The organism is Mycobacterium sp. 852002-51163_SCH5372311 (genome assembly GCF_001667115.1).
GTDB lineage: Bacteria > Actinomycetota > Actinomycetes > Mycobacteriales > Mycobacteriaceae > Mycobacterium.
Map to the genome: position 1 here is coordinate 59,435 of NZ_LZIJ01000197.1, position 21,365 is coordinate 80,799.

17 protein-coding genes are annotated in these 21,365 nt (G+C 65.0%); 7 read left to right on the forward strand and 10 right to left on the reverse strand.

Annotated elements, in window-relative coordinates; genetic code table 11:
• Positions 1–11 precede the first annotated feature (11 nt).
• From A5791_RS24175 to cydC, 7 genes are all read left to right on the forward strand, one after another.
• Positions 12–587, forward strand: a complete 576-nt coding sequence (locus A5791_RS24175) for a DUF488 family protein (protein WP_231995996.1) — start codon at positions 12–14, stop codon at positions 585–587.
• 9 nt (positions 588–596) lie between these two features.
• Positions 597–1,928 carry an adenylate/guanylate cyclase domain-containing protein gene (locus tag A5791_RS24180; RefSeq protein ID WP_369828130.1) on the forward strand — a complete coding sequence of 444 codons (1,332 nt, stop codon included), beginning with the start codon at positions 597–599 and terminating at the stop codon, positions 1,926–1,928.
• Positions 1,929–1,987: 59 nt separating this feature from the next.
• Entirely contained in the window at positions 1,988–2,599 is a 612-nt protein-coding gene (locus tag A5791_RS24185) for an HdeD family acid-resistance protein (RefSeq protein ID WP_067242515.1), read from the forward strand.
• Positions 2,600–2,678: 79 nt separating this feature from the next.
• Positions 2,679–4,163, forward strand: coding sequence for a cytochrome ubiquinol oxidase subunit I (locus tag A5791_RS24190; RefSeq protein ID WP_067242683.1), 1,485 nt, complete (start codon positions 2,679–2,681; stop codon positions 4,161–4,163).
• Between the two features lie 30 nt (positions 4,164–4,193).
• Complete coding sequence (gene cydB / locus A5791_RS24195) at positions 4,194–5,234, forward strand: cytochrome d ubiquinol oxidase subunit II (RefSeq protein WP_067242518.1); 1,041 nt, start codon at positions 4,194–4,196, stop codon at positions 5,232–5,234.
• 89 nt (positions 5,235–5,323) lie between these two features.
• A complete protein-coding gene (cydD, locus tag A5791_RS24200) occupies positions 5,324–6,955 on the forward strand; it encodes a thiol reductant ABC exporter subunit CydD (RefSeq protein WP_082967118.1) in 1,632 nt (543 codons plus the stop codon).
• Positions 6,942–8,591: a thiol reductant ABC exporter subunit CydC gene (gene cydC, locus A5791_RS24205; RefSeq protein WP_067242520.1), complete on the forward strand. Its 1,650-nt coding sequence runs from the start codon at positions 6,942–6,944 to the stop codon at positions 8,589–8,591. Before cydD ends, cydC begins: the two co-directional genes overlap by 14 nt.
• 341 nt (positions 8,592–8,932) lie before the next feature.
• On the opposite strand, the gene A5791_RS24210 is transcribed toward cydC, so the two are convergent.
• From A5791_RS24210 to trpB, 10 genes are all read right to left on the reverse strand, one after another.
• Positions 8,933–10,330 carry a bifunctional lysylphosphatidylglycerol flippase/synthetase MprF gene (locus A5791_RS24210; protein WP_067242522.1) on the reverse strand — a complete coding sequence of 466 codons (1,398 nt, stop codon included), beginning with the start codon at positions 10,328–10,330 and terminating at the stop codon, positions 8,933–8,935.
• A gap of 144 nt (positions 10,331–10,474) precedes the next feature.
• A complete protein-coding gene (locus tag A5791_RS24215) occupies positions 10,475–11,341 on the reverse strand; it encodes an acyl-CoA thioesterase II (RefSeq protein WP_067242524.1) in 867 nt (288 codons plus the stop codon).
• A 3-nt stretch (positions 11,342–11,344) separates the two neighbouring features.
• Positions 11,345–12,763 (reverse strand): pyruvate kinase, encoded by a 1,419-nt coding sequence (pyk, locus tag A5791_RS24220; protein WP_067242526.1) that lies wholly within the window; start codon positions 12,761–12,763, stop codon positions 11,345–11,347.
• 244 nt (positions 12,764–13,007) lie between these two features.
• On the reverse strand, positions 13,008–14,357 hold the full coding sequence (locus A5791_RS24225; RefSeq protein ID WP_067242687.1) for an adenylate/guanylate cyclase domain-containing protein: 1,350 nt from the start codon (positions 14,355–14,357) through the stop codon (positions 13,008–13,010).
• Between the two features lie 43 nt (positions 14,358–14,400).
• Positions 14,401–15,030, reverse strand: a complete 630-nt coding sequence (locus A5791_RS24230) for a class I SAM-dependent methyltransferase (RefSeq protein WP_067242528.1) — start codon at positions 15,028–15,030, stop codon at positions 14,401–14,403.
• Between the two features lie 110 nt (positions 15,031–15,140).
• On the reverse strand, positions 15,141–16,178 hold the full coding sequence (locus A5791_RS24235; protein ID WP_067242689.1) for an alpha/beta fold hydrolase: 1,038 nt from the start codon (positions 16,176–16,178) through the stop codon (positions 15,141–15,143).
• 131 nt (positions 16,179–16,309) lie between these two features.
• Positions 16,310–16,663 carry a DUF2752 domain-containing protein gene (locus A5791_RS24240; RefSeq protein WP_067242530.1) on the reverse strand — a complete coding sequence of 118 codons (354 nt, stop codon included), beginning with the start codon at positions 16,661–16,663 and terminating at the stop codon, positions 16,310–16,312.
• 178 nt (positions 16,664–16,841) lie between these two features.
• Positions 16,842–19,259 carry a prolipoprotein diacylglyceryl transferase gene (gene lgt, locus A5791_RS24245; protein ID WP_067242532.1) on the reverse strand — a complete coding sequence of 806 codons (2,418 nt, stop codon included), beginning with the start codon at positions 19,257–19,259 and terminating at the stop codon, positions 16,842–16,844.
• Positions 19,256–20,068 (reverse strand): tryptophan synthase subunit alpha, encoded by an 813-nt coding sequence (gene trpA / locus A5791_RS24250; RefSeq protein WP_067242534.1) that lies wholly within the window; start codon positions 20,066–20,068, stop codon positions 19,256–19,258. Before trpA ends, lgt begins: the two co-directional genes overlap by 4 nt.
• A complete protein-coding gene (gene trpB / locus A5791_RS24255) occupies positions 20,068–21,342 on the reverse strand; it encodes a tryptophan synthase subunit beta (RefSeq protein ID WP_067242536.1) in 1,275 nt (424 codons plus the stop codon). Before trpB ends, trpA begins: the two co-directional genes overlap by 1 nt.
• Positions 21,343–21,365 lie beyond the last annotated feature (23 nt).

The following is a 21,365-nucleotide window of genomic DNA, read 5'->3' on the forward strand; positions in this document are numbered from 1 at the left end:
AACCCCGCAAGGTGTGGGTTCAAGCCCACCGCGGGCACTCCGAGGTAATGCTGTACACGATCGGCCACGGCGCGAAGACCGCCGAGGAATTGACCGCCGCACTTCGCCGGCACGACATCACACTGCTGGTGGACGTGCGCAGTTTCCCCGGTTCGCGTCGCAACCCTGACGTGTCCAAACAGGCGATGCCGGACTGGTTGTCCCGCGCCGGAATCGACTACCGGCACGAGCCGGACCTGGGTGGACGACGCAAACCACCTGCGAGTCCACTGCCACGTGATCAGTGGTGGGAAAACCCATCGTTCGCCAATTACGCCGCACATACCCGGACGCCGAGCTTCCACGCGGCGTACCAGCAGCTGCTCCGCGACGCCGAAGAGCGCAATGTCGCCGTCATGTGTGGGGAGCCGACCTGGTGGCGTTGTCACCGGCGCATGATCGCCGATTTGGCCACCCATGACGGACATCCGGTGCACCACATCATGCCCAACGAGTCGCTGTCTTTGCACCGCGTTTCCGATTGGCTCACCCATGACCCACCGACGAGTCCCGCCGAGACAGCCGACAACGGCGAGCTCAACCGTTAGGCTCTTAACGTGGGCGCTAAGGCATGCCGTGCCTCATCAGCAGCAATGGACGGCTCGCCGCGCCGCCCGGACTGTGTCGCGGCGGTGCGGGCGCAAGCCCGCGACCGCAGCCAGCATTACGCAGAAAGCGTGGCGCGGCGCGCTCGGATACTCAACATCGCCGCGTGGTTGGCCGTGGTGGTCAGCGTGAGCTTTGTGGCGATGCAACTGCTGATCGGCGCGTGGCTCTGGCAGGTCGTCTTCGTCAACATCGTGGGCGCATTGATCTTCGCGATAGTGCCGATGTTGCACCGCTTCGGCGAATTGGTGGCGCCGCTCACGTTTATCGGTGCCGCCTATGCCACCGTGTTCGCCAGCGTCTGGGACGTCGGCACTGGTTCCGGCGCCCATTTCTTCTTCCTGGTGGGCGCCTGTCTGGTGGTGCTGGTGCTGGGGATTGAACACATCGTGTTGGCCAGCTGTTTGTCCGCAGTCGCGGCAGGCCTGATCATTGCGACCGAGTTTGTGGTGCCGCGCAACACCGGGCTGCAGCCGGCCTGGGCCCAGTCGCTGGGTTTTGTCATCACCACCGTTTCCGCCATCGTCGTCGTGGTGGTGACAGTGTGGTTCGCCCTGCGTGATACCGCGCGGGCCGAGGCGGTCATGGAATCGGAGTACGACCGTTCCGAGGCGCTACTGGTCAACATGTTGCCGGCGAGCATCGCAGAGCGGCTCAAGGATCCGGACCGGGGCGTCATAGCCGACAAGTACGACGACGCATCGGTGCTGTTCGCCGACATCGCCGGGTTCACCGAACGCGCGAGTAGCACTGCTCCGGCCGACCTGCTGCGGTTCCTGGATCGCCTGTACAGCACATTCGACGCGCTGGTGGACAAGCACGGGCTGGAGAAGATCAAGGTCAGCGGCGATTCCTACATGGTGGTCAGCGGAGTCCCGCGACCCCGGCCCGATCACGTCGAGGCGCTCGCCGATTTTGCGCTCGACATGGCCGATGCGGCGGCCGCCCTCAAGGACCCATATGGCAAGCCGGTACCCATCCGGATCGGAATGGCCAACGGTCCTGTGGTCGCAGGTGTCGTCGGTTCCCGCCGGTTCTTCTATGACGTGTGGGGCGACGCGGTGAACGTCGCCTCACGGATGGAAACCACCGACTCGGTGGGCCGCATCCAAGTCCCCGAGACGGTGTACGAGCGTCTCAAGGACGGCTATGTCCTGCAGGCGCGCGGAAGCATCGACGTCAAGGGCAAGGGTGTCATGCGCACGTGGTATCTGGTCGGGCGCAAGCCGGCGGAAGACTCCGGCGACCTTCTTGTGCAGGAAGCGGACACCGCACACGTCTAGAGCCGTGGCACGGCCCGCAAACTCTATGCCGGAACCGGCGCATGTGACACACTGCCGCCATGGAACCAACCCCGGCAACCACCCCTGTTCCAACATTTTTGCCGCATCTGTGGAAATCCACGCTGATATCGGGAGTTCTGACCCTGGTCCTCGGCATCGTCGTGCTGGCCTACCCGACGAAATCGGTCTTGGTGGCCGCCATCGTCTTCGGCGTCTACCTACTGGTCACTGGAATCTGGCAAGTCGCGTTCGCGTTCGCCCTGCACGTCTCGGCCGCCGGGCGCGTGCTGTTATTCATCAGCGGCGCGGCGGCGCTGGTCTTGGCGTTTCTGGCCTTTCGTCACTTCAGCAAAGGCGACGAGGCGACCGCCGTGTACCTACTGGCGATCTGGATCGGCATCGGGTTCATCTTCCGCGGTGTGGCGACGACTGTTTCGGCGATCAGCGACCCCACGCTGCCGGGCCGCGGATGGGAAATCTTCCTGGGCGTAATGAGCCTGCTGGCAGGCATGATCATGCTCGGATCGCCGTTCACCACCATCGTTATTTTGGCCGAGGTGGTCGGCATCTGGCTGGTGGTCATCGGCACGTTTGAGATCGTGTCGGCGTTCCGGATCCGCAAGGCGTCCAACACTCTCGGCGCAGCGATTTCACGGATCGAGAATCCGTGATCCGATGGTAGCGTCGCCCCCGCTGTTCTACTACACTGCGTCGTAGCAGACTAACGCCCCTGCAGCCCCGGAGATGACAATGAATGTCGTCGACATTTCACGCTGGCAGTTCGGTATTACGACTGTCTACCACTTCATCTTTGTGCCGCTCACCATCGGCTTGGCGCCACTGCTGGCCGTGATGCAGACGGCGTGGGTGATCACCGACAACGTCGCCTGGTATCGCCTCACCAAGTTCTTCGGCAAGTTGTTCCTGATCAACTTCGCCATCGGCGTGGCGACCGGGATCGTGCAGGAATTCCAGTTCGGCATGAATTGGAGCGAGTACTCCCGGTTCGTCGGCGACATCTTCGGCGCACCGCTGGCCATGGAAGGCCTGGCCGCCTTCTTCTTCGAGTCGACCTTCATCGGCCTATGGATCTTCGGCTGGAGCCGACTCCCGCGGCTGGTCCACCTGGCCTGCATCTGGATTGTCGCTATCGGGGTCAACGTCTCCGCGTTTTTCATCATCGCGGCGAACTCCTTCATGCAGCACCCGGTCGGCGCGCACTACAACCCGTCGACCCACCGCGCCGAGCTGACCAGCATCGGTGCCCTGCTCACCAATAACACTGCGCAGGCGGCGTTTACCCACACCGTGCTCGGCGCGCTGATCACCGCCGCGACCTTCGTCGCCGCCGTCAGCGCATGGTGGCTGGTCCGTTCGCACCGCGTTGAGGCCACAACCGAAACGCCGCCCGACGCGCCTGAACCGGCTGCCCCGACCATGTTTCGTCCGGCGACCATCCTGGGCTGTGGGGTTGCGTTGGTCGCGACGGCCGGTTTGTTCTTCACCGGTGACCACCAGGGCAAGTTGATGTTCCAGCAGCAGCCGATGAAGATGGCGTCGGCGGAATCGTTGTGCGACACCGAAACCGATCCCTACTTCTCGGTCTTGACCGTCGGCAGGCAGAACAATTGCGACCACCTCAGCCGCGTGATCCAGGTGCCGTATGTGCTGCCGATCCTGGCCGAAGGCAAAGCGACGGACGTCACGCTGCAGGGCGTACGCAATCTTCAGCAGGAGTATCAACAGCGCTTCGGGCCCAACGACTATCGGCCCAACTTGTTCGTCACGTACTGGTCGTTCCGCGCCATGATCGGATTGCTCGCAATTCCCGTGCTTTTCGCATTGTGCGCCTTGTGGCTCACCCGCGGCGGACGGATCCCGAATCAGCGATGGTTCGCCTGGTTCGCGTTGCTGACGATTCCGGCTCCATTCCTGGCCAACAGCGCCGGCTGGGTGTTCACCGAAATGGGCCGTCAGCCTTGGATCGTGGTGCCCAATCCAACGGGTGATCAGCAGGTGCGACTCACCGTCGCCGAAGGCGTGTCCAACCACGCCTCCGGTGTGGTCGTCACCTCGCTGACGATGTTCACGCTGGTCTACGGAGTGCTGGCGGTCGTCTGGTTCTTCCTGCTCAAGCGCTACATCGTCGAAGGACCACTGGAACACGACGCCGAGCCGGCGCCTGCCCGTGCACCGGACGAGGACGAGGTAGCGCCGCTGTCGTTCGCGTACTGACGCGGAGCCACTCGGGAAAGGAGCTGACTGATGGGACTACAAGAGCTGTGGTTCGGTCTCATCGCATTGCTTTTCCTCGGCTTCTTCTTCCTCGAGGGATTCGACTTCGGCGTCGGCATGTTGATGGAACCACTGGCCCGTTGGGGACACGGCGATCCGGAAACCCACCGGCGCGCGGCGCTCAACACCATCGGCCCCATCTGGGACGCCAACGAGGTTTGGCTGATCACTGCCGGCGCAGCCATGTTCGCCGCGTTTCCCGGCTGGTACGCCACAGTCTTCTCCACGCTGTACCTTCCCCTGCTGGCCATCCTGTTCGGCATGATCCTGCGCGTCGTTTCCATCGAATGGCGCGGAAAGATCGACGACACGAGATGGCGCGGCTGGGCCGACTTCGGCATCGCCGCCGGCTCCTGGCTGCCCGCTGTGCTGTGGGGGGTGGCGTTCGCGATTCTGGTGCGCGGGTTGCCGGTTGACGCCAAAGGCCAGATCCACCCGTCCATCGGCGACGTGCTCAACCTTTACACCCTGCTGGGCGGATTGGCCACGGCCGGGCTGTTCTTACTCTATGGCGCGGTGTTCCTCGCATTGAAGACTTCTGGCGCCATCCGCGATGACGCCTACCGTATCGCGGTGTGGCTGACGATTCCCGTGACGGGAGTCGTTGCGGGATTTGGCCTTTGGACGCAGCTGGCGCACGGCAAAAGCTGGACGTGGGCGGTACTCGCGGTCGCCGTGCTAGCACAGTTGGGGGCGGTAATCCTGGTATGGCGGCGCGCATCCGACGGCTGGGCTTTTGTCTGCACCGCCCTGGTGGTCGTCGCCGTCGTGGTGTTGTTGTTCGGCTCGCTGTATCCCGATTTGGTGCCCTCGACGCTGAATGACGAATGGGGCGTGACGATCTACAACGCCTCGTCAACCCCCTACACGCTCAAGATCATGACCTGGGTGACCGGGATCATGGCCCCCCTGACGGTGGTCTACCAGGCTTGGACGTATTGGGTTTTCCGGCAACGGATCTCGGCTGAGCGGATACCCGCGTCGGTCGGCCTGACAAGGCGCCCTTCCTGAGCGCCAGCGATTCATTGTCCACTTCATTGTCCACTTCGAGGAAGAACAGGGGCCTGGTGGACCCCCGCCTGTGGCGGGCGTCGACCGCGTTGCGCCGCTACCTGGTGGCCGCAGTGGCGTGCGGAGTGGTCATCTCCGGGTGCGCGATCGGCTCGGCGGTGGTTCTCGCGAGCATCGTCGCAGGGGTCGTGAGCAATCCTGCCGTCCGCGGCATGGAACGGTGGCTGGGACCCCTGTCAATACTGCTGGCGCTCTGGACTATTCGGGCAGCGACGAACTGGCTTCAGGCGCGGCTGGGCCAACGGGGCGCCAGCGCGGTGATCGCCGATATCAACGGTCAGGTGCTCTCAGCGGTGACAGACCGCGAGCCCAGACGCTTGGCGGCCGAACGTGACGCCGCCGCGATGGTGGTCACCCGCGGCCTGGACGGTTTGCGTCCGTACTTCACCGGCTACCTGCCCACCTTGCTGCTTGCCGCGATCCTGACCCCGGCCACGGTTGGGGTGATTGCGCTTTACGACTTGAAATCCACCGCGATCGTTGCGATCACGCTGCCGCTGATCCCCGTGTTCATGGTGCTGATCGGGTTGGCGACGGCCGAAAGATCAGCCGCCGCGCTGGCGGCCATGACGACGCTGCAGGCGCGATTGCTGGACCTTATCGCCGGCATTCCGACGTTGCGGGCGCTGGGACGGACGTCCGGGCCGGAACATCGCATCGCCGAACTCGCTGCCGCGCACCGGCGCTCGGCGATGGCGACGCTGCGCATCGCGTTTTTGTCGGCGCTGGTGCTCGAATTGCTGGCCACCCTGGGTGTGGCCCTGGTGGCGGTGAGTATCGGTCTTCGCCTGGTGTTCGGTGAGATGACCCTGACCGCCGGTCTGACGGTCCTGCTGCTGGCCCCGGACGTGTACTGGCCGCTGCGCCGCATCGGCGCGGAATTCCATGCCGCCCAAGACGGTAGGACCGCGGCCGACAAAGCCTTCGCGCTGATCGGCGAGCAAACTGAGCGGTCGCCGGCCCGACAGACCGTCGATGCCAGCGGCGCGGTGATCCGCATCGAAAACCTCAGCGTCTCAGGCCGCGACGGCTGTGCGCCCCGCGACCTGACGGCGCTGATCGAGCCCGCTCAGGTGACGGTGCTGACCGGACGAAACGGCGCCGGCAAGAGCACCACGCTGCAGGCGATCGCGGGGCTCACAGTGCCGTCGTCGGGCCGGGTCACCGTGGCCGGCGTGGACGTGACCGACCTGGTGCCCGAGGTGTGGTGGCGTCAATTGTCCTGGCTGCCTCAGCGCCCCGTTCTGGTTCCGGGCACCGTCCGCGCGAATCTGCTTCTGTTAGGCGCTCTGGATGACCTGGAAAGCGCCTGCGCTGCAGTCGGATTCGACAAGGTGCTGGCCGAGCTGCCCGACGGGTTGGACACCAAGCTGGGCCGCAGCGGCGTGGGCTTGTCGTTGGGTCAGCGGCAACGCCTGGGTCTGGCCCGAGCCCTCGGATCGTCGGCCCCGGTGCTGCTGCTGGACGAACCGACGGCGCACCTGGACGCCGACGCCGAGGACGTTGTGCTGCGAGCCATCGCGGAGCGTGCCCGCGCCGGTGCGACCGTGGTGGTGGTTGGGCATCGGGAGCGCGTGGTGGCAATCGGCGACCGGGTCGTAGCGGTTGCCCCGGATATTCCGCAGGCTCGCCACATCGAGGTCCACCATGCCCCGGTCTGACCCTCTCCTTCAAGGTATGACCTTGTTGCGACCGCGTGTCCGACGTGTGTTGGCGGCCATCGCCTTGGGCGTGGCGTCGCTGGGCAGTGCGCTGGCGCTGGCCGGGGTTTCGGCGTGGCTGATCACCCGGGCCTGGCAGATGCCGCCCGTGCTCGACCTGTCCGTCGCGGTCGTAGCCGTGCGGACGTTCGCGATATCGCGTGGCGTGCTGCACTATTGCGAACGGCTGGCTACCCACGACACCGCCTTGCGCGCGGCCGGCACTGCCCGCGTACAGGTCTATCACCGGCTGGCTCACGGCCCCGCGGCGACTGCGGTCCGATTGCACAGCGGCGAACTGGTGGCACGCGTCGGCGCTGACGTCGACGAACTGGCCGACGTGCTGGTGCGTGCTCTGGTGCCCATTGGGGTCGCGGGAATCCTGGCGCTCGCGGCGACGGCAGTGGTCGGGGCGATTTCGCTGCCGGCCGCGGCGGTGCTGGCGATTTGCCTGCTGGTCGCCGGCGGTGTTGCGCCCTGGTTTGCCGCCCGGGCCGCGGTTTCCCAGGAAGCAGTTGCCCGCCAACATCATTCAGATCGTGACACGTCGGCGATGATCGCGCTCGAGCATGCGCCGGAACTTCGGGTCGCCGGTGTGCTGCCGGAGGTCATCGCCGAATCGCAACGGCGCCAACGTGCCTGGGGAGCCGCTCTCGACGCCGCCGCTCGACCCGCCGCTTTCGCCGAGGCGATGCCGACCGCTGCAATCGGTGCCAGCGTGCTCGGCGCGGTGGTCGCCGGAATCGGGATGGCGAGCACCGTCGCACCGACCACGCTTGCGGTCTTGATGTTGTTGCCGCTGTCGGCGTTCGAGGCGACGGCGGCCTTGCCGGCGGCCGCCGTCCAGTTGACACGATCGCGGATCGCTGCCGTTCGGCTGCTCGATTTGGCGCCGCCGAATGTCACATTGGCGGACCCAAAACCGTTATCGCCTATACCAACTGACACCGGTCGGTTGACCGCCGACGCGTGTACCGGACACCCGGAAGCGGATGGTTCCACCCCGGTGACCCTTGACCTGCCACCGGGCGCACGGATGGCCGTCACCGGTGCCAGCGGTTCCGGCAAGACGACACTGCTGATGACACTTGCGGGACTGCTGCCGCCGTTACACGGGCAGGTAGCCCTGGACGGCACCGATCTGAGCCAGTACGACCAGGCTCAGTTACCCAAGGCTGTAGGTTTTTTCGCCGAGGATGCGCACATCTTCGCCACCACCGTCCGAGACAATCTGCTTGTGGCGCGCGGGGATTGTCGCGACGACGAACTCGTGGCAGCGCTGGCAGCGGTCGGACTCGGCGACTGGCTCGCCGGCCTGCCCCAGGGTCTGTCGACGGTATTGACTGGTGGTGCACAAGCGGTCTCGGCCGGCCAGCGCAGACGGTTACTGCTGGCCCGCGCGGTGCTTGCACCGGCCCGGATCGTGTTGCTCGACGAGCCGACCGAGCACCTGGACCCGACCGACGCCGAGCCGATTCTGCGTGATCTGCTGAGCCCGAATTCCACCCTGATGACTACAGGCAAAACGGTGGTTCTCGCTACTCACCACCTGCCCGACGACATTCGCTGCCCCGAATACCGTTGGCATCCAATCTGACCAACGCTCGAAGTCCATGAGTGCGTCATATACGACTGCAGGTTTCGCAGGTGACTACTGTTCAATCCGACAGCACACACAAGCAGACACAACCGGCAAATTACTACAGATCGCCTGTAAGCCAGTGGCAATGCAGCAATTCGCTCGGCCTGGTGAGTTGCCCTGGAGACGATCGGACGCGTTCGATCCGCGCTCTGGGGCGACCGCGGTTTGCGTTCATCGAGACATCAACTACTGCGACTGCCGTCGGCGTGTTGTGTGCGTGGATTGAGTGTCGAGGGGCGCGCTTCTGGCCAACAATCATGACGGTCCAATCGAACGACAAATTGAGCCAAGCCTTTTCACAGGTGCCGCCGACGCGGCATGAACTCCAGCGACAGGAGGACCAGCAGCAGGGGAACCAGCTGGGTCAGCGTGACCAGCGCGTAACGCCGGGCGTCCAGCGCGTGGAACTTGCGCACATACCGGTACAGCGACTCGAGTGCGACCAACGGGTCCAAAAAGTGGATCAACCTGTAGAAGATCCGCTGCAGCCTGCTGCGATTCTTGTCCTCAAAGATCTCCGGAAAGGCGGCGAAGGTAAGCGATACCCGCTGCGCGCCTTCCTCTTTGGCCGCATTGATCATGTCGATGCTTAGCCGCTCGTCGATTCCGTTCGGCGCCCCGCGACGTCGCCACGGCACGTCCAGGCTGATTTCGCTGCCACCGCCCGCGGTTGCATACCGATGGAAACCCTGGACCCGCCCGGCGGCATCTCGGGCGATGATCAGTCGTATTCCAGGAAAGCGGCCCTCCAGGACACCGTCCAGGTTCATATAGAACCCGCGGTCGGTGTGAGCTCCGCTGGGTGAGGCCCGCACCACATCCGTCAACTCGGCCAGCTGCTTGTCGTCGAGTTCTTGCTCCGACACGATCTCCGTCGTGATGCCCGCGTTGTGGGTGCGCTGTACCGCTTGACGCAGATTGCGAAACTTGCGGCCGACCATCTCGAAATTGGCGACGTCGACCACGACGTCACAGCCAATCGGTATGGGCCGCAACGATTGCCCGACCACCACCGTGTCTGTCCACAGCTTCAGCCGCCGCTCGCTGCATCCGACAACGGCGATCCGCCAGCCGCGGGTATGGCACATAGCCGCGAAATCGGCGACCAGCTCTGGGAATTGGGTTTCATCGCCAATTGGGTCACCACCGACGACCGCGAATCCCATGCGCGTCCGGTATGCCAGCGCCGCGGTGCCGGCGGCGTTGAAGTGGTAGCTCTTGCCCGTCTGCATCGCGAACGGCGCCAACGGATCCGCGGTGGTGGCGTCGATCAATCTCCACGCTCGCGGCAGATCTCCAGGGTTGGGCCGCGAGGACGTCGCCCACATCAACACCATCCCCGAGCCGGCGATCAGCACGTCACCGAGCAGGTCGAACGCCAGCACATGCGCGCCCAGGCCCGCTAGCAGTACTAGCGCGGCCGCAGTGGCATGCATGGCGGTCACCGGTCGTCCCAGGAAAATGCCGCGGGCAATGAACGTCACCGCAACCAGAACCGTCAGTGACCAGCCGAGCCGGCCCGCGTAGTGCCATTCCGGGTGGTCGTAATGGCGGGCGAGAATCACCACCAGCCAACAGGTCGCGCATAGCAGCGCCAGTGCACCGGTCCAACGTGCGATTCGCGAGTCGACGTGAACGACCACGCGTTCGCGCGCGCGAACCCTCGGTACCACATCTACCGCCGGACCGTTCACCCTCACCTCCCGATGCGCTGTCCGTCAGCTGAACGGCACACCTGCCGCCTGTTCCATCGACTAACCGGCTACCAACAAAATACGCCGATCGCCGTCGTCGCTGAGCCCATTGCGGACGGTTGTCCGTCAGGACCCACAACCTGACTATCGGCGCGCGGCCGGGAAATATTTCAGGACGCCTTCCTGCACCACCGTGGCGATGAGCTGCCCGGATCGGTCGAAGAAATGCCCGGTGCCCAGCCCGCGGGAATCCGAAGCGACCGGCGACGACGTCGAATACAAGACCCAGTCGCCGAAATTGACGGGCCGGTGAAACCACACCGAGTGGTTGGCCGACGCCGCGAAGATGCGATCGAACCCCCACGACAGCCCATGCGTGGTGATGACGGAATCCAGCACGGTGGTGTCCGAGGAATACAGCATGGTCGCGGCATGCAGCACGGGATCGTCGGGCATAGCACCCAGAGCTTTGAGCCAAACCCGGTTGTGGGCAAGCCGATCGCCCTTCTCGCGCATCACCCATGCCGGGTCATTTGTGTAGCGCCATTCGATCGGCTGCAGAGCGTTGACGAAGTGCGGAACGGTTTGCTCGTAGCCGCGTAGCAACTCGCCGATCGGCGGCAGCGTGTGCGGGTCGGGTACCTCCGGCGGATCGACAGCATGCTCGAGCCCACGGCCGCCGGACATGTAGGAAATCATCGCCGAGGAAAGCAACATCCCGTCCTGCACCGCGTCGACCCGCCGATTGGCGAAGCGCCGCTCATCCCGCAGCCGGACAACCTGGAATTCGATGTCCTTCGCGGTATCACCGCCGTTGATGAAGTGTACCGAGACGGCGCTGGGCGGCAGGTCGTCGCGGGTCAGGCTGCGAGTGCTGGCGACGAAGGACTGCGCCACGAGCAGCCCGCCGAATGTGCGCATCGGGTTCTTGCTCGGATGAGATCCGATAAACCGGTCGTCGGCGACGCGTTTGAGATCCAGTACTGCCAGCAGTTCGTCGAAGTCGGACACGCTTTAGACGTCGTCCTCGCCGATCCGGTGCACATGGATCAGGTTGGTCGAACCCACTGTCCCCGGCGGAGCGCCGGCCACGATGACCACCAGGTCGCCGCGCTTGTAGCGGCCGAGCTCCAGCAACGACTTGTCTACTTGGCGGATCATGCCGTCGGTGGAGCTCATTTTCGGGACGATGAACGTCTCGGTGCCCCAGGTCATGGCGAGCTGGCTGCGGACTTCGGGCCAAGCGGTAAAGGCCAGCAGCGGCAACGGCGTATGCAGGCGGGCAAGCCGTCGGACGGTATCGCCCGACTGGGTGAACGCAACCAGCGCCTTGGCGTCGAGCCGCTCCCCGATGTCGCGGGCGGCGTAGGAGATCACCCCGCGCTTGGTGCGCGGCACATGCGTCAAAGGTGGTGCGGCCGTTGAGTTTTCCTCAACCGCGCAGACGATTCGCGACATCGTCCGGACCGCCGCCAGCGGGTACTTCCCCACCGAGGTTTCCCCGGACAACATCAGCGCGTCGGCCCCGTCAAGCACTGCGTTGGCAACGTCGGAGGCCTCGGCGCGGGTGGGCCGCGAGTTCTCGATCATCGAGTCCAGCATCTGGGTGGCGACGATGACCGGTTTCGCGTTCTCCCTGGCCATCTGGATGGCCCGCTTCTGCACCAACGGCACCTCTTCGAGCGGCAACTCGACGCCCAGATCGCCGCGCGCAACCATGATGGCGTCAAACGCCAGCACGATCGCTTCCAGATTGTCGATGGCTTCCGGCTTTTCCAGCTTGGCGATCACCGGCACCCGGCGCCCCACCCGATCCATTACCTCATGGACCAGCTCCACATCAGACGGAGAGCGGACGAAAGAAAGCGCGACGAGGTCGACGCCGAGTTCCAGCGCGAAGGTGAGATCCTCGATGTCCTTTTCCGACAGCGCTGGAGCGGTCACGTTCATCCCGGGCAACGACAATCCCTTGTTGTTGCTGACCGGACCGCCTTCGGTGACAGTGCAGATGACGTCGTCGCCGTCGATCCCGGATACCACCAGGCCGACCTTGCCGTCGTCGACCAGAACCCGGTCGCCGACGACGGCGTCCATGGCGAGCCTCTTATAGGTCGTCGAGACCCGGTCGTGGCTGCCTTCGCACTCGGCGACTGTGATCCGAACCGATTCACCGTCCGCCCAGTAGGTGGGCCCGGTGGCGAAGCGTCCCAACCTGATCTTGGGACCCTGCAGGTCGGCGAGCACCCCGACCGCCCGGCCGGTCGTATCGGAGGCAGCCCGGACCCGCTCGTAAACCACCTTGTGGTCGGCGTAGTCGCCGTGACTGAAGTTCATTCGGGCGACGTCCATTCCGGCCTCGACCAGCGCCTGAAGCGACTCCTCCGATTGGGAGGCAGGGCCAAGGGTGCAGACGATCTTCCCGCGTCGCGTCACGCCGAATCAGCATAGTCGCGCTCTCTGTCATTGGGGTCGGTCGCCGAGCATACGCGCACAGCTTGGGCGACCTGAAGCCCTTGTCGGACCTTCCAGCCGCTGCATGCTGCCACTGACTCAAACTATTTGGCAGGGTCGCGAGTTCAATGGCGGGCGACACTATGCGACGCGCGAAGCGTCGGCATCAGTTGGCTCTGACCCTGCACGGCGTTCAGAGCTGTCGACAGAGCGTCCTGATTTCGCCTTAGAACAGAGCTCCCATTTGTGCAGTGACACGGAAGACTTCTGTCTCTTCATCAAGGCCCTTCATGTGGCGAACACCGAGGCTTTCAAAGCGCAGCCCTGACCCTGCTGAGAGGTCGCGCACCGTACGACTGGTGAGAACTTCGTCGGCTCCGGCCATCGCGCCTAGCCGGGCACCGATGTGCACCGCTCTGCCGCTCCACTCGTCCCCGCGTCGCTCGACTTCGCCCGTGTGCACTCCGGCACGGATGCGGATGCCGCGGGTGGCAAGCGCGGGGACCAATTCCAAAGCACAACGAGCTGCCTTGGTTGGTCCGTCGAAATGCGCGAAGATGCCGTCGCCGGTGTGCTTCGCACGTCGGCCGCCGTACCTGGCCAGCAGCGCGTCGACCAGCTCATCATGAGCATCGAGTTGATGACACCATCGGCGGTCTCCGCTAGCCACGACTTGCTCGCTGCTGCCCACGATGTCGGTGAACAACACGGTCATCAGCACCCGCTCGTTCACTGCCGACGCGGTGTCGCCGCAGACAAAGGCTAGGGTTTCGGCAGCGAGCGAGTCGTCGATGTCGAAGGCCGCATGCGCACCAGGCGGCAGTGCCCGAAACACCGCCCCAGGAATAGCGGACGCAAGCGCCCGCGACGAGTCGATCGGTACCATCCGATCACCAGGGCGGGACAGCACCAGGGTGGGCGTTTGAACCGACTTGAGGATGTCCCCGACATCGATCTGACCCAGCGATCGCCAAAGCTTTTGCGCGATAGTCGGACTCGCGCACGCGCGCTCCATTTTGCCGAGCATCTCTCGAACACCAGGCGAATGCGCCGCGTCGCCAAGCAGCGCCTTCGCCAGAAAGCCCTCGCCCCAGTGCTCGTCGATATCGGCAACGCCCGCCTCGATTTGACTTGCTGGCAAGCCCCAAGGGAAATGGGGCGGCTCACGTACAAACCGCGCCGCTGTGCCGTAGAGCACCATGGACCGCACGCGCTCGGGGTAGGTTGCGGCGAACAGAACGCTCATCGGCCCGCCCTCGGATATGCCAAGCAGCGCCGGACGACCCGCATCCACGGCCTCGAGCACAGCGTTCAAGTCGTCCATGCGTTCGTCTAGCGGCGGAATCCGCGTGACCGGATCGGAGAGTCCTGTCCCGCGCTTGTCCCAGACGACTAGGCGCGTCCTACGAGCGAGGTGCGCGACCAGAGGAGCAAATGGTGTCGTCGGGTCGTCGTACAGGTCGACGTTACTCACCCAGCCCGGGACCCAGACCAGCGTTGGCTCGCCTTCGCCGAAGACTCGATAGGCGAGGCGGACATCCCCGTTCCGCGCGTATCGCACGCGCCCGTCGCTCATCTTCGCCTCCACTCTGCTCTCCGGAATCGGCACACACCGGCCGTCACCGAGTCGCCCGCCCAACCACTAGCGGATGAACGATCCGCGGCATGCCGCGCCACACGGCGCTGTCGGCCATGACAGCGAAGCCACAGGCACGCATCAGCTCGATAGTCGCGCGGTTGCAGCGGCAGCCGCCTGCGAAGTGGCGCCACGGATCGTCCAACTGGTCCTGCCAGGCCGCGAGGAACCGCGAGCTTGCGCGCACGTGTTCTATGAACAGCAACTGCCCATCCGGACGGAGTACGCGCGCGATCTCGCGGAGCGCACCTTCCGGGTCATCGACGGTGCATAGGACGAGCGTGGAGACGACGGTGTCAACTGACGCATCGGCCAGCGGTAGGCGCTCCGCAGGTGCGTCGATGATCCGTGCGACGCGCCCATGCCGCTGCAGGCGACGCATGAGTCTTCGGCGCATCGCCGCAACGGGCTCGGTGATCACGAGTTCGGCGATTCCATCCGGATAATGGGCAACGTTTAGCCCCGTGCCGGCGCCGATCTCGACAACACTCCCGCGGGCGTTGCCCAGGAGCGCACGTCGTCGGCTCCTCATCCCGGCGATCTCGCCCAACCAGCAAAACGGGTCGTACACCATGGCGAGAATTCGCAGCCACGCCGCAGACGGCGGGGTCATCTGGACTTCGGTGCTTGCGCTATCTGTCACGACGCGAACGTACGGTTGCCCGCATCCTGCGCGCATCGCTCAGCGCGGCCATCCTTCGCAGATGGCCCTTTCCGGCTATCTCAAAGTAGTCCGAGACGCGCAGCCTCCGCGACTGCGGCCGTGCGTGAGGTGCGACCCAGCTTGCTGCGGATGTTCGCGACGTGGCGGTGAACGGTATGCGGACTCAGCACAAGCTGCTCTGCGATCTCGCGATCGCTCAGACCCCGCGCGACGCAGGCAAGGATCTCACGCTCACGAGGGGAAAGCAGATCGGTCTCCGGCACGCTCGTATGGTGTCGCGGCGCAGGTGCCAGCGATGCGCGGCACGCGCGGACGACGGAATCGACGTCACCGTGCCAGGGGAAGTGCGCGCTCCCCTGCAGCGGGATAAATGTCGCGCCCGGAATCGAGGCCGCGACCTCACGGCCCAGCCGGTACGGCACGGCCCGGTCGTCGCGACGATGGACGACCAGCGCCGGCCGGCGGACGAGCGGAAGATACGCGCGAACGTCGATGCGATAGACGAGATCCAACAACGCGGCGGCGGTTTCGGCGGTCGCAGCCTCCCGCTGGAACCGCGCAAAGCGCTCGTGCTCCGCAGCGTCGGCTCCACCGAGGAAGATGTTGCTGAGCAGGCGCGAGCCGAGTCCCCAATGCGCGCGTACCGCCGCGAAGATCGCCGTCGCCACGCCCGGAGCGGCAATTGCCGCGCCATCGGGGTAAGACCCGTAAAGCACAAGGCGCTCGACGCGCTCCGGAAACATGGCGGCAAATGCGATTGCGGCGCAGCTTCCACACGAGCCGCCGACGAGCGACACGCGGTCCAGCTCAAGCTCGTCTATGAGCGCCCGCAGCGTCGCGACTTCCCCGTCGATGGTCAGATCCGACTCTCGCACGGTGCGGTCGGACATGCCGACACCCAGCCGGTCATAGCGGATAAGTGTGTATCTGTCGGCGGCGCCTTCCCAGAACCGCCGAAATCCAGCACTCTGCCAGTCAAGCTCGAGGTGGCTCACCCACCACGCCGGAGCGACAAGTGGTGGACCGTCCCCACGGATCTCGTACGCCACCTGGCGGCCGTCAAGGGGAAGGAACCGGATCTCGGACTTCTCCAGCATCGCCACGAGCCTACGGCGGCCGCCTGAGCAGGAAAAGGACAACGGCCGTGCAGTGGGATCTCGTCCTGCTGTGCCAGCCCGGCTCGCGTTGGGCTTGGGTTATCAGGATGACGCTGCCGCTAATGGGCTCCTCAGCCGCCGAGAATTGTTGGGATCAACGGGAAGCCGGGAAGGTTGCGCAGTACAGTCCACGCGATCGTCAAAACAATGACGGTCACCGTGGCCGGGACCGGCAGCAGCGACCGGCCCTGGCGGCGCCGTAGCACGATCCATCCGGCCAGCAGCGGGATGCCGACCAGAGCGAAGATGTTGTCGTTGACGCTGGCGGCAAGGTCGCCGTGCAGCAGGTCGTGCACCATTCGAAGGCCGCCACACAGGGGACAATTCCAGCCGGTAAGCAACTTGAACGGACACAGCGGATAAACCGAATGCGGGTTGTGCGGGTCGACGAGGCCGATGTAACTGAACGCGCCGGCCAGGACCAAGCCAGATCCGATTGCGCTGTAGCGGCGACCACGATGTTTGTGCTCTGAACACTCGTCGTTGAGCGGGGGCGGCTGGGACCTGTCGAGCTCTCCAGCACCACGCCGCGACGGTTTGGTCACCGCTTCAGCATGCCAGAACAGGCGGCCTTCAGGGTGACGGTGAGTGTCCCCGATGGTGCTACCGGGCCGAGCGTGACCTCAGGTTTCGCATTCGTTGCCGCCAGCGCTCTCGGGCGGAGCCAGGGGTGCCCGACGTCAGCGGGGTGGGGCTCGGAGTTGCCTTGTCCTCGTCGGTCTTTTCGGCAACAGGCGCTTCGGAGTCCGTCTTCTCGTCGGCTTCGGCTTGTTCGACGGCGTCCGCCGCTCCTTCGACCGGTTCTTCATCCGCCTCCGGTTCCGGATGCTCCTCCTCAGCCTCTGGCTCGACGGGTTCGGACTCAGCGGCTTCCGCTTCGGCCTCCGGGGCTTCGGCCTCGGGCTCTTGGGTTTCCGCCTCAGCCCCTTCGCCCTGGGGCTCCGGTTCTTCGGTTTCCGCCTCAGCCCGTTCGGCTTGGGGCTCGGGCTCTTCGGTTTCCGCCTCAGCCCCTTCGGTTTGGGGCTCGGGCTCTTCGGTTTCCGCCTCAGCCCCTTCGCCCTGGGGCTCGGGCTCTTCGGTTTCCGGCTCTACTTCCTCCGGCGCCGCGGCCGTGGGCTCGACAACCTCCGGTTCGGCAACGGCAGCCTCCGTTATTTCCGGCTCTGCGGCGTCGGGCTCGGCGCTCTCCACACTTCGCGCTTTCTGCCTCCGCGACCGAAGCTTGCGCAACCACCCGCCAACGTCAGGTTCGGCAGCAGCAGCCGCTGCGACTTCAGACGCCGTCTCCTCGTCCCCGACGACCTCTGCGGCCTCCGGCTCGGCGGCTTGAACGTTCTCGACCTCTGCGCGTTCAGCGACCGCAGCCGCTGTGGGCTCTGCCTCTGCACCCGCAGCCTCCCCGGTCTCTGCGACTTCAGTCTCCGCGGCCACCGGCTCGGCAACGCCGGCATCCGCAACTTCCGGTTCGACAACTTCAGCATCTGCGGGCGCCGGCTCGGCGGCTTCAGACTCCGCAACTTCACGCTCGGCGGCCTCCGGCTCGGCGGCCTCCGGCTCGGCGACTTCCGGCTCGGCGGCCTCCGGCTCGGCGACTTCCGGCTCGGTGGGTTCAGGCTCGGGGGCAGGCTCCGCGACTTCCGGCTCGACAACGTCTGCGTCCGTGGATTCAGCCTCGGCGGGCTCAGGCTTCACGGCTTCCGGCTGGGCGGCTGCCTGCGCAGCGTCCATCTCGGCAGCTTCAGGACTTTGCTCCTGCCGCCGCGACCGAAGCTTACGCAGCCAACCACCCATTTCAGGCTGCGCGACCGCTGCCTCTGCGACTTCCGGCTTTACCACTTCGGGCGCTGTCTGGGCGACCTCAGCAACCTCAGGTGTTGTGGCCGCCGCGGCCTGCGGCTCGATGACCTCCGGCTCGATGACCTCTGCCTCCGCGGCCGCGGCCGTCCCGGTCTCCGCGACTTCCGGCTCCGCACCTTCCTCGGACTTCGCCACTTCGGAAAAATCAACCAGTTTGTCGTCTTCTCCTGGACCTGCCGGCGCTGTGATCGTCGGCGTTGCGTCCGCCGAAACGGGCGCCGGCTCTGCTGCCGCCTCAGGTTCTGGTGCCTCCTCGGCGATAGGCCCGGTACCCCGCAGAATCGCAGGCTCTTCACGGCCCTTGGTCGCCAGAATGATGTAGACCACGGCTCCGATGAACACGAATGTCGATGTGAACGAATTGATCCGGATCCCGGCGATGTGTGTGGCGGCGTCGTCGCGAAGCAGCTCGATCCAGAATCGGCCGACGCAGTACAGGGCGACGTAGGCCGCGAACAGTCGGCCATGGCTCAGCTTGAACCGCCGGTCCAGATAGATCAATGCGGCGAATACCAGGACGTTCCATATCAATTCGTAGAGAAAGGTGGGGTGCACAACTAACGCCCTCACCCCGGTCGAGACGCCGTCAAGCGAATGAACAATTGACGGAATACTTGTCTTGCCGTAGCAATCCTTGTCAAATCCGGCTGGGTCCTGGCGGCAGAAAATCTCCAGTCCCCAGGGCAACCTGGTTTCCCGACCGTAGAGCTCTTGGTTGAAGTAGTTGCCGAGCCGACCGATGGCCTGCGCCAAGATAATTCCAGGGGCAATCGCGTCGGCGAAGGCCGGCAGCGGAATTCCGCGACGTCGACAGCCGATCCAAGCTCCGACACCGCCGAGGGCCACTGCGCCCCAGATACCCAAGCCGCCGTCCCAGATCCGCAGTGCCGCACCGAATCCGGCACCGCCCGGACCGAAATATGTCCGCCAATCCGTAGCCAGGTGATACAGGCGGCCGCCGACCAAACCGAACGGCACAGCCCACAACGCGATGTCGTAGACCACTCCGCGCTGCCCACCCCGCGCTTCCCAACGCCGGTCGCTGATCAGCAGAGCAACCACAATCCCGATGATGATGAACAGCGCATAGGCACGAATCGGTAGCGGCCCAAGGTGCCAGACCCCGCGCGGCGGGCTGGGGAAATATGCGAGCCACGTCGTCATGCGGACATCCTTTGCCTAACACCGGCGGCGAGTTCGCCCGTCAGCGCGCGCAACCTCGGCAAACCATCGGTCAACGCCGACACCAACGCAGAACCGACGATGACGCCGTCGGCGTAGCCGCCGATCTGCGCCGCCTGCTTCCCCGAGCGCACCCCCAAACCGACGCCAACCGGTATGTCAGACACTGCCTTCACCCTCCCCACCAGCTCCGGCGCGGCATCCGACACCGCATCGCGTGCACCGGTCACGCCCATCGTCGACGCCGCGTAGACAAATCCACGTGACGCCTCGACGGTGCTGGCCAGACGTTGGGTCGTGGACGACGGCGCCACCAGGAAGATCCGGTCCAGCCGGTGCTCGTCGGACGCCGCCAGCCACTGTTGCGCCTCATCGGGTATGAGGTCGGGCGTGATCATGCCGTACCCACCAGCCGCGGCCAGATCGCGTGCAAACGCGTCAACCCCGTAACGCAGCACCGGATTCCAGTACGTCATCACCACCGCTCGTCCACCGGCCTTGCTTATCGCGTCGACCGCAGTCAGGGTGTCGCGGACCCGGACTCCTCCGCGCAACGCGGCCTCGGTGGCTCGCTGGATGGTGGGCCCGTCCATACCCGGGTCCGAATACGGGACTCCGACTTCGACTATGTCGCAACCAGATTCGACCAGGGAAATCATCGCGTCCAGGGACGTTGGCACATCGGGAAACCCGGTGGGAAGGTAGCCGATCAGCGCGGCGCGATTGTCCTGACGGCATGACCGGAAAACCGTTCCGAGCCTGCTTGTTTCGCTCTGCCCGACGATCATCATCAGCTAGAATCCGATTGCTCGTCCAGCAGGCCGAACCATTTCGCGGCGGTCTCGACGTCCTTGTCGCCGCGACCAGAGAGGTTCACCACGATCACCGCGCCCTCACCCAACTCGGTGCCAAGTTCGAGGGCACCGGCCACCGCGTGCGCGGATTCGATGGCTGGGATGATGCCTTCTGCGCGGCACAACAGCCGGAAGGCGTCCATTGCCTCAGCATCGGTGATGGGCCGGTACTCGGCACGTCCGGTCTCCCTCAACCAGGCGTGTTCGGGACCCACCCCCGGATAATCCAAACCCGCTGAGATCGAATGGGATTCGATGGTCTGACCGTCGTCGTCCTGCAGTAGGTAGGAGAACGATCCCTGAAATGCTCCCGGCGAGCCACCGGTGAATGTCGCTGCATGCCGGCCGGTCTCGACGCCATCGCCTGCCGCCTCGAACCCGACCAGCCGCACACCGGGGTCGTCGAGAAATGCGTGAAAGATTCCGATGGCGTTGGATCCCCCACCGACGCAGGCCGTGACGGCATCGGGCAACCGGCCCGTCTGCTCCTGGATCTGCGCGCGTGTCTCCAGTCCGATGATGCGCTGGAAATCACGCACCATGGTCGGGAAGGGATGCGGCCCGGCGGCAGTGCCGAAGCAGTAGTAGGTGTTGTGGGCGTTGGTAACCCAATCGCGAAACGCCTCGTTGATAGCGTCTTTGAGCGTTTGCGACCCGGTTTCGACCGAGACCACCTTCGCACCGAGCAGTCGCATCCGTGCGACATTCAGCGCCTGCCGAGCGGTGTCAACGGCGCCCATGTAGACGATGCAGTCCAGGCCGAGCAGCGCGCACGCGGTGGCCGTGGCCACCCCGTGCTGCCCTGCCCCGGTCTCGGCGATCACCCGGGTCTTGCCCATTCTGCGCGCCAGCAATGCCTGCCCGAGAACGTTGTTGATCTTGTGGGAACCGGTGTGGTTCAAGTCTTCTCGTTTGAGGAAGATTCGTGCGGAGCCGGCGTGCTCGCTCAGGCGAGCGGCCTCATACAGCGGCGACGGCCTACCGGCATAATTCGACTGCAACTTGTCCAGGGTATCGAGGAAGTCCTGGTTGACGCGCTCCTTCTCGTAGGCGGTGGTGACCTCCTCGACCACCGCCATCAAGGCCTCGGGGACGTACCGGCCGCCCCACCCGGAGCCGCCGAAATGACCACCCGAGTCCGGGTCGTAGCGCGTGGGTTCGGCGATAGCAGCGCTGGTGCGCGGAAGACCCGGGCGGGAAAGATCTGACATCACCGATGCTCGAAGCGCACGCG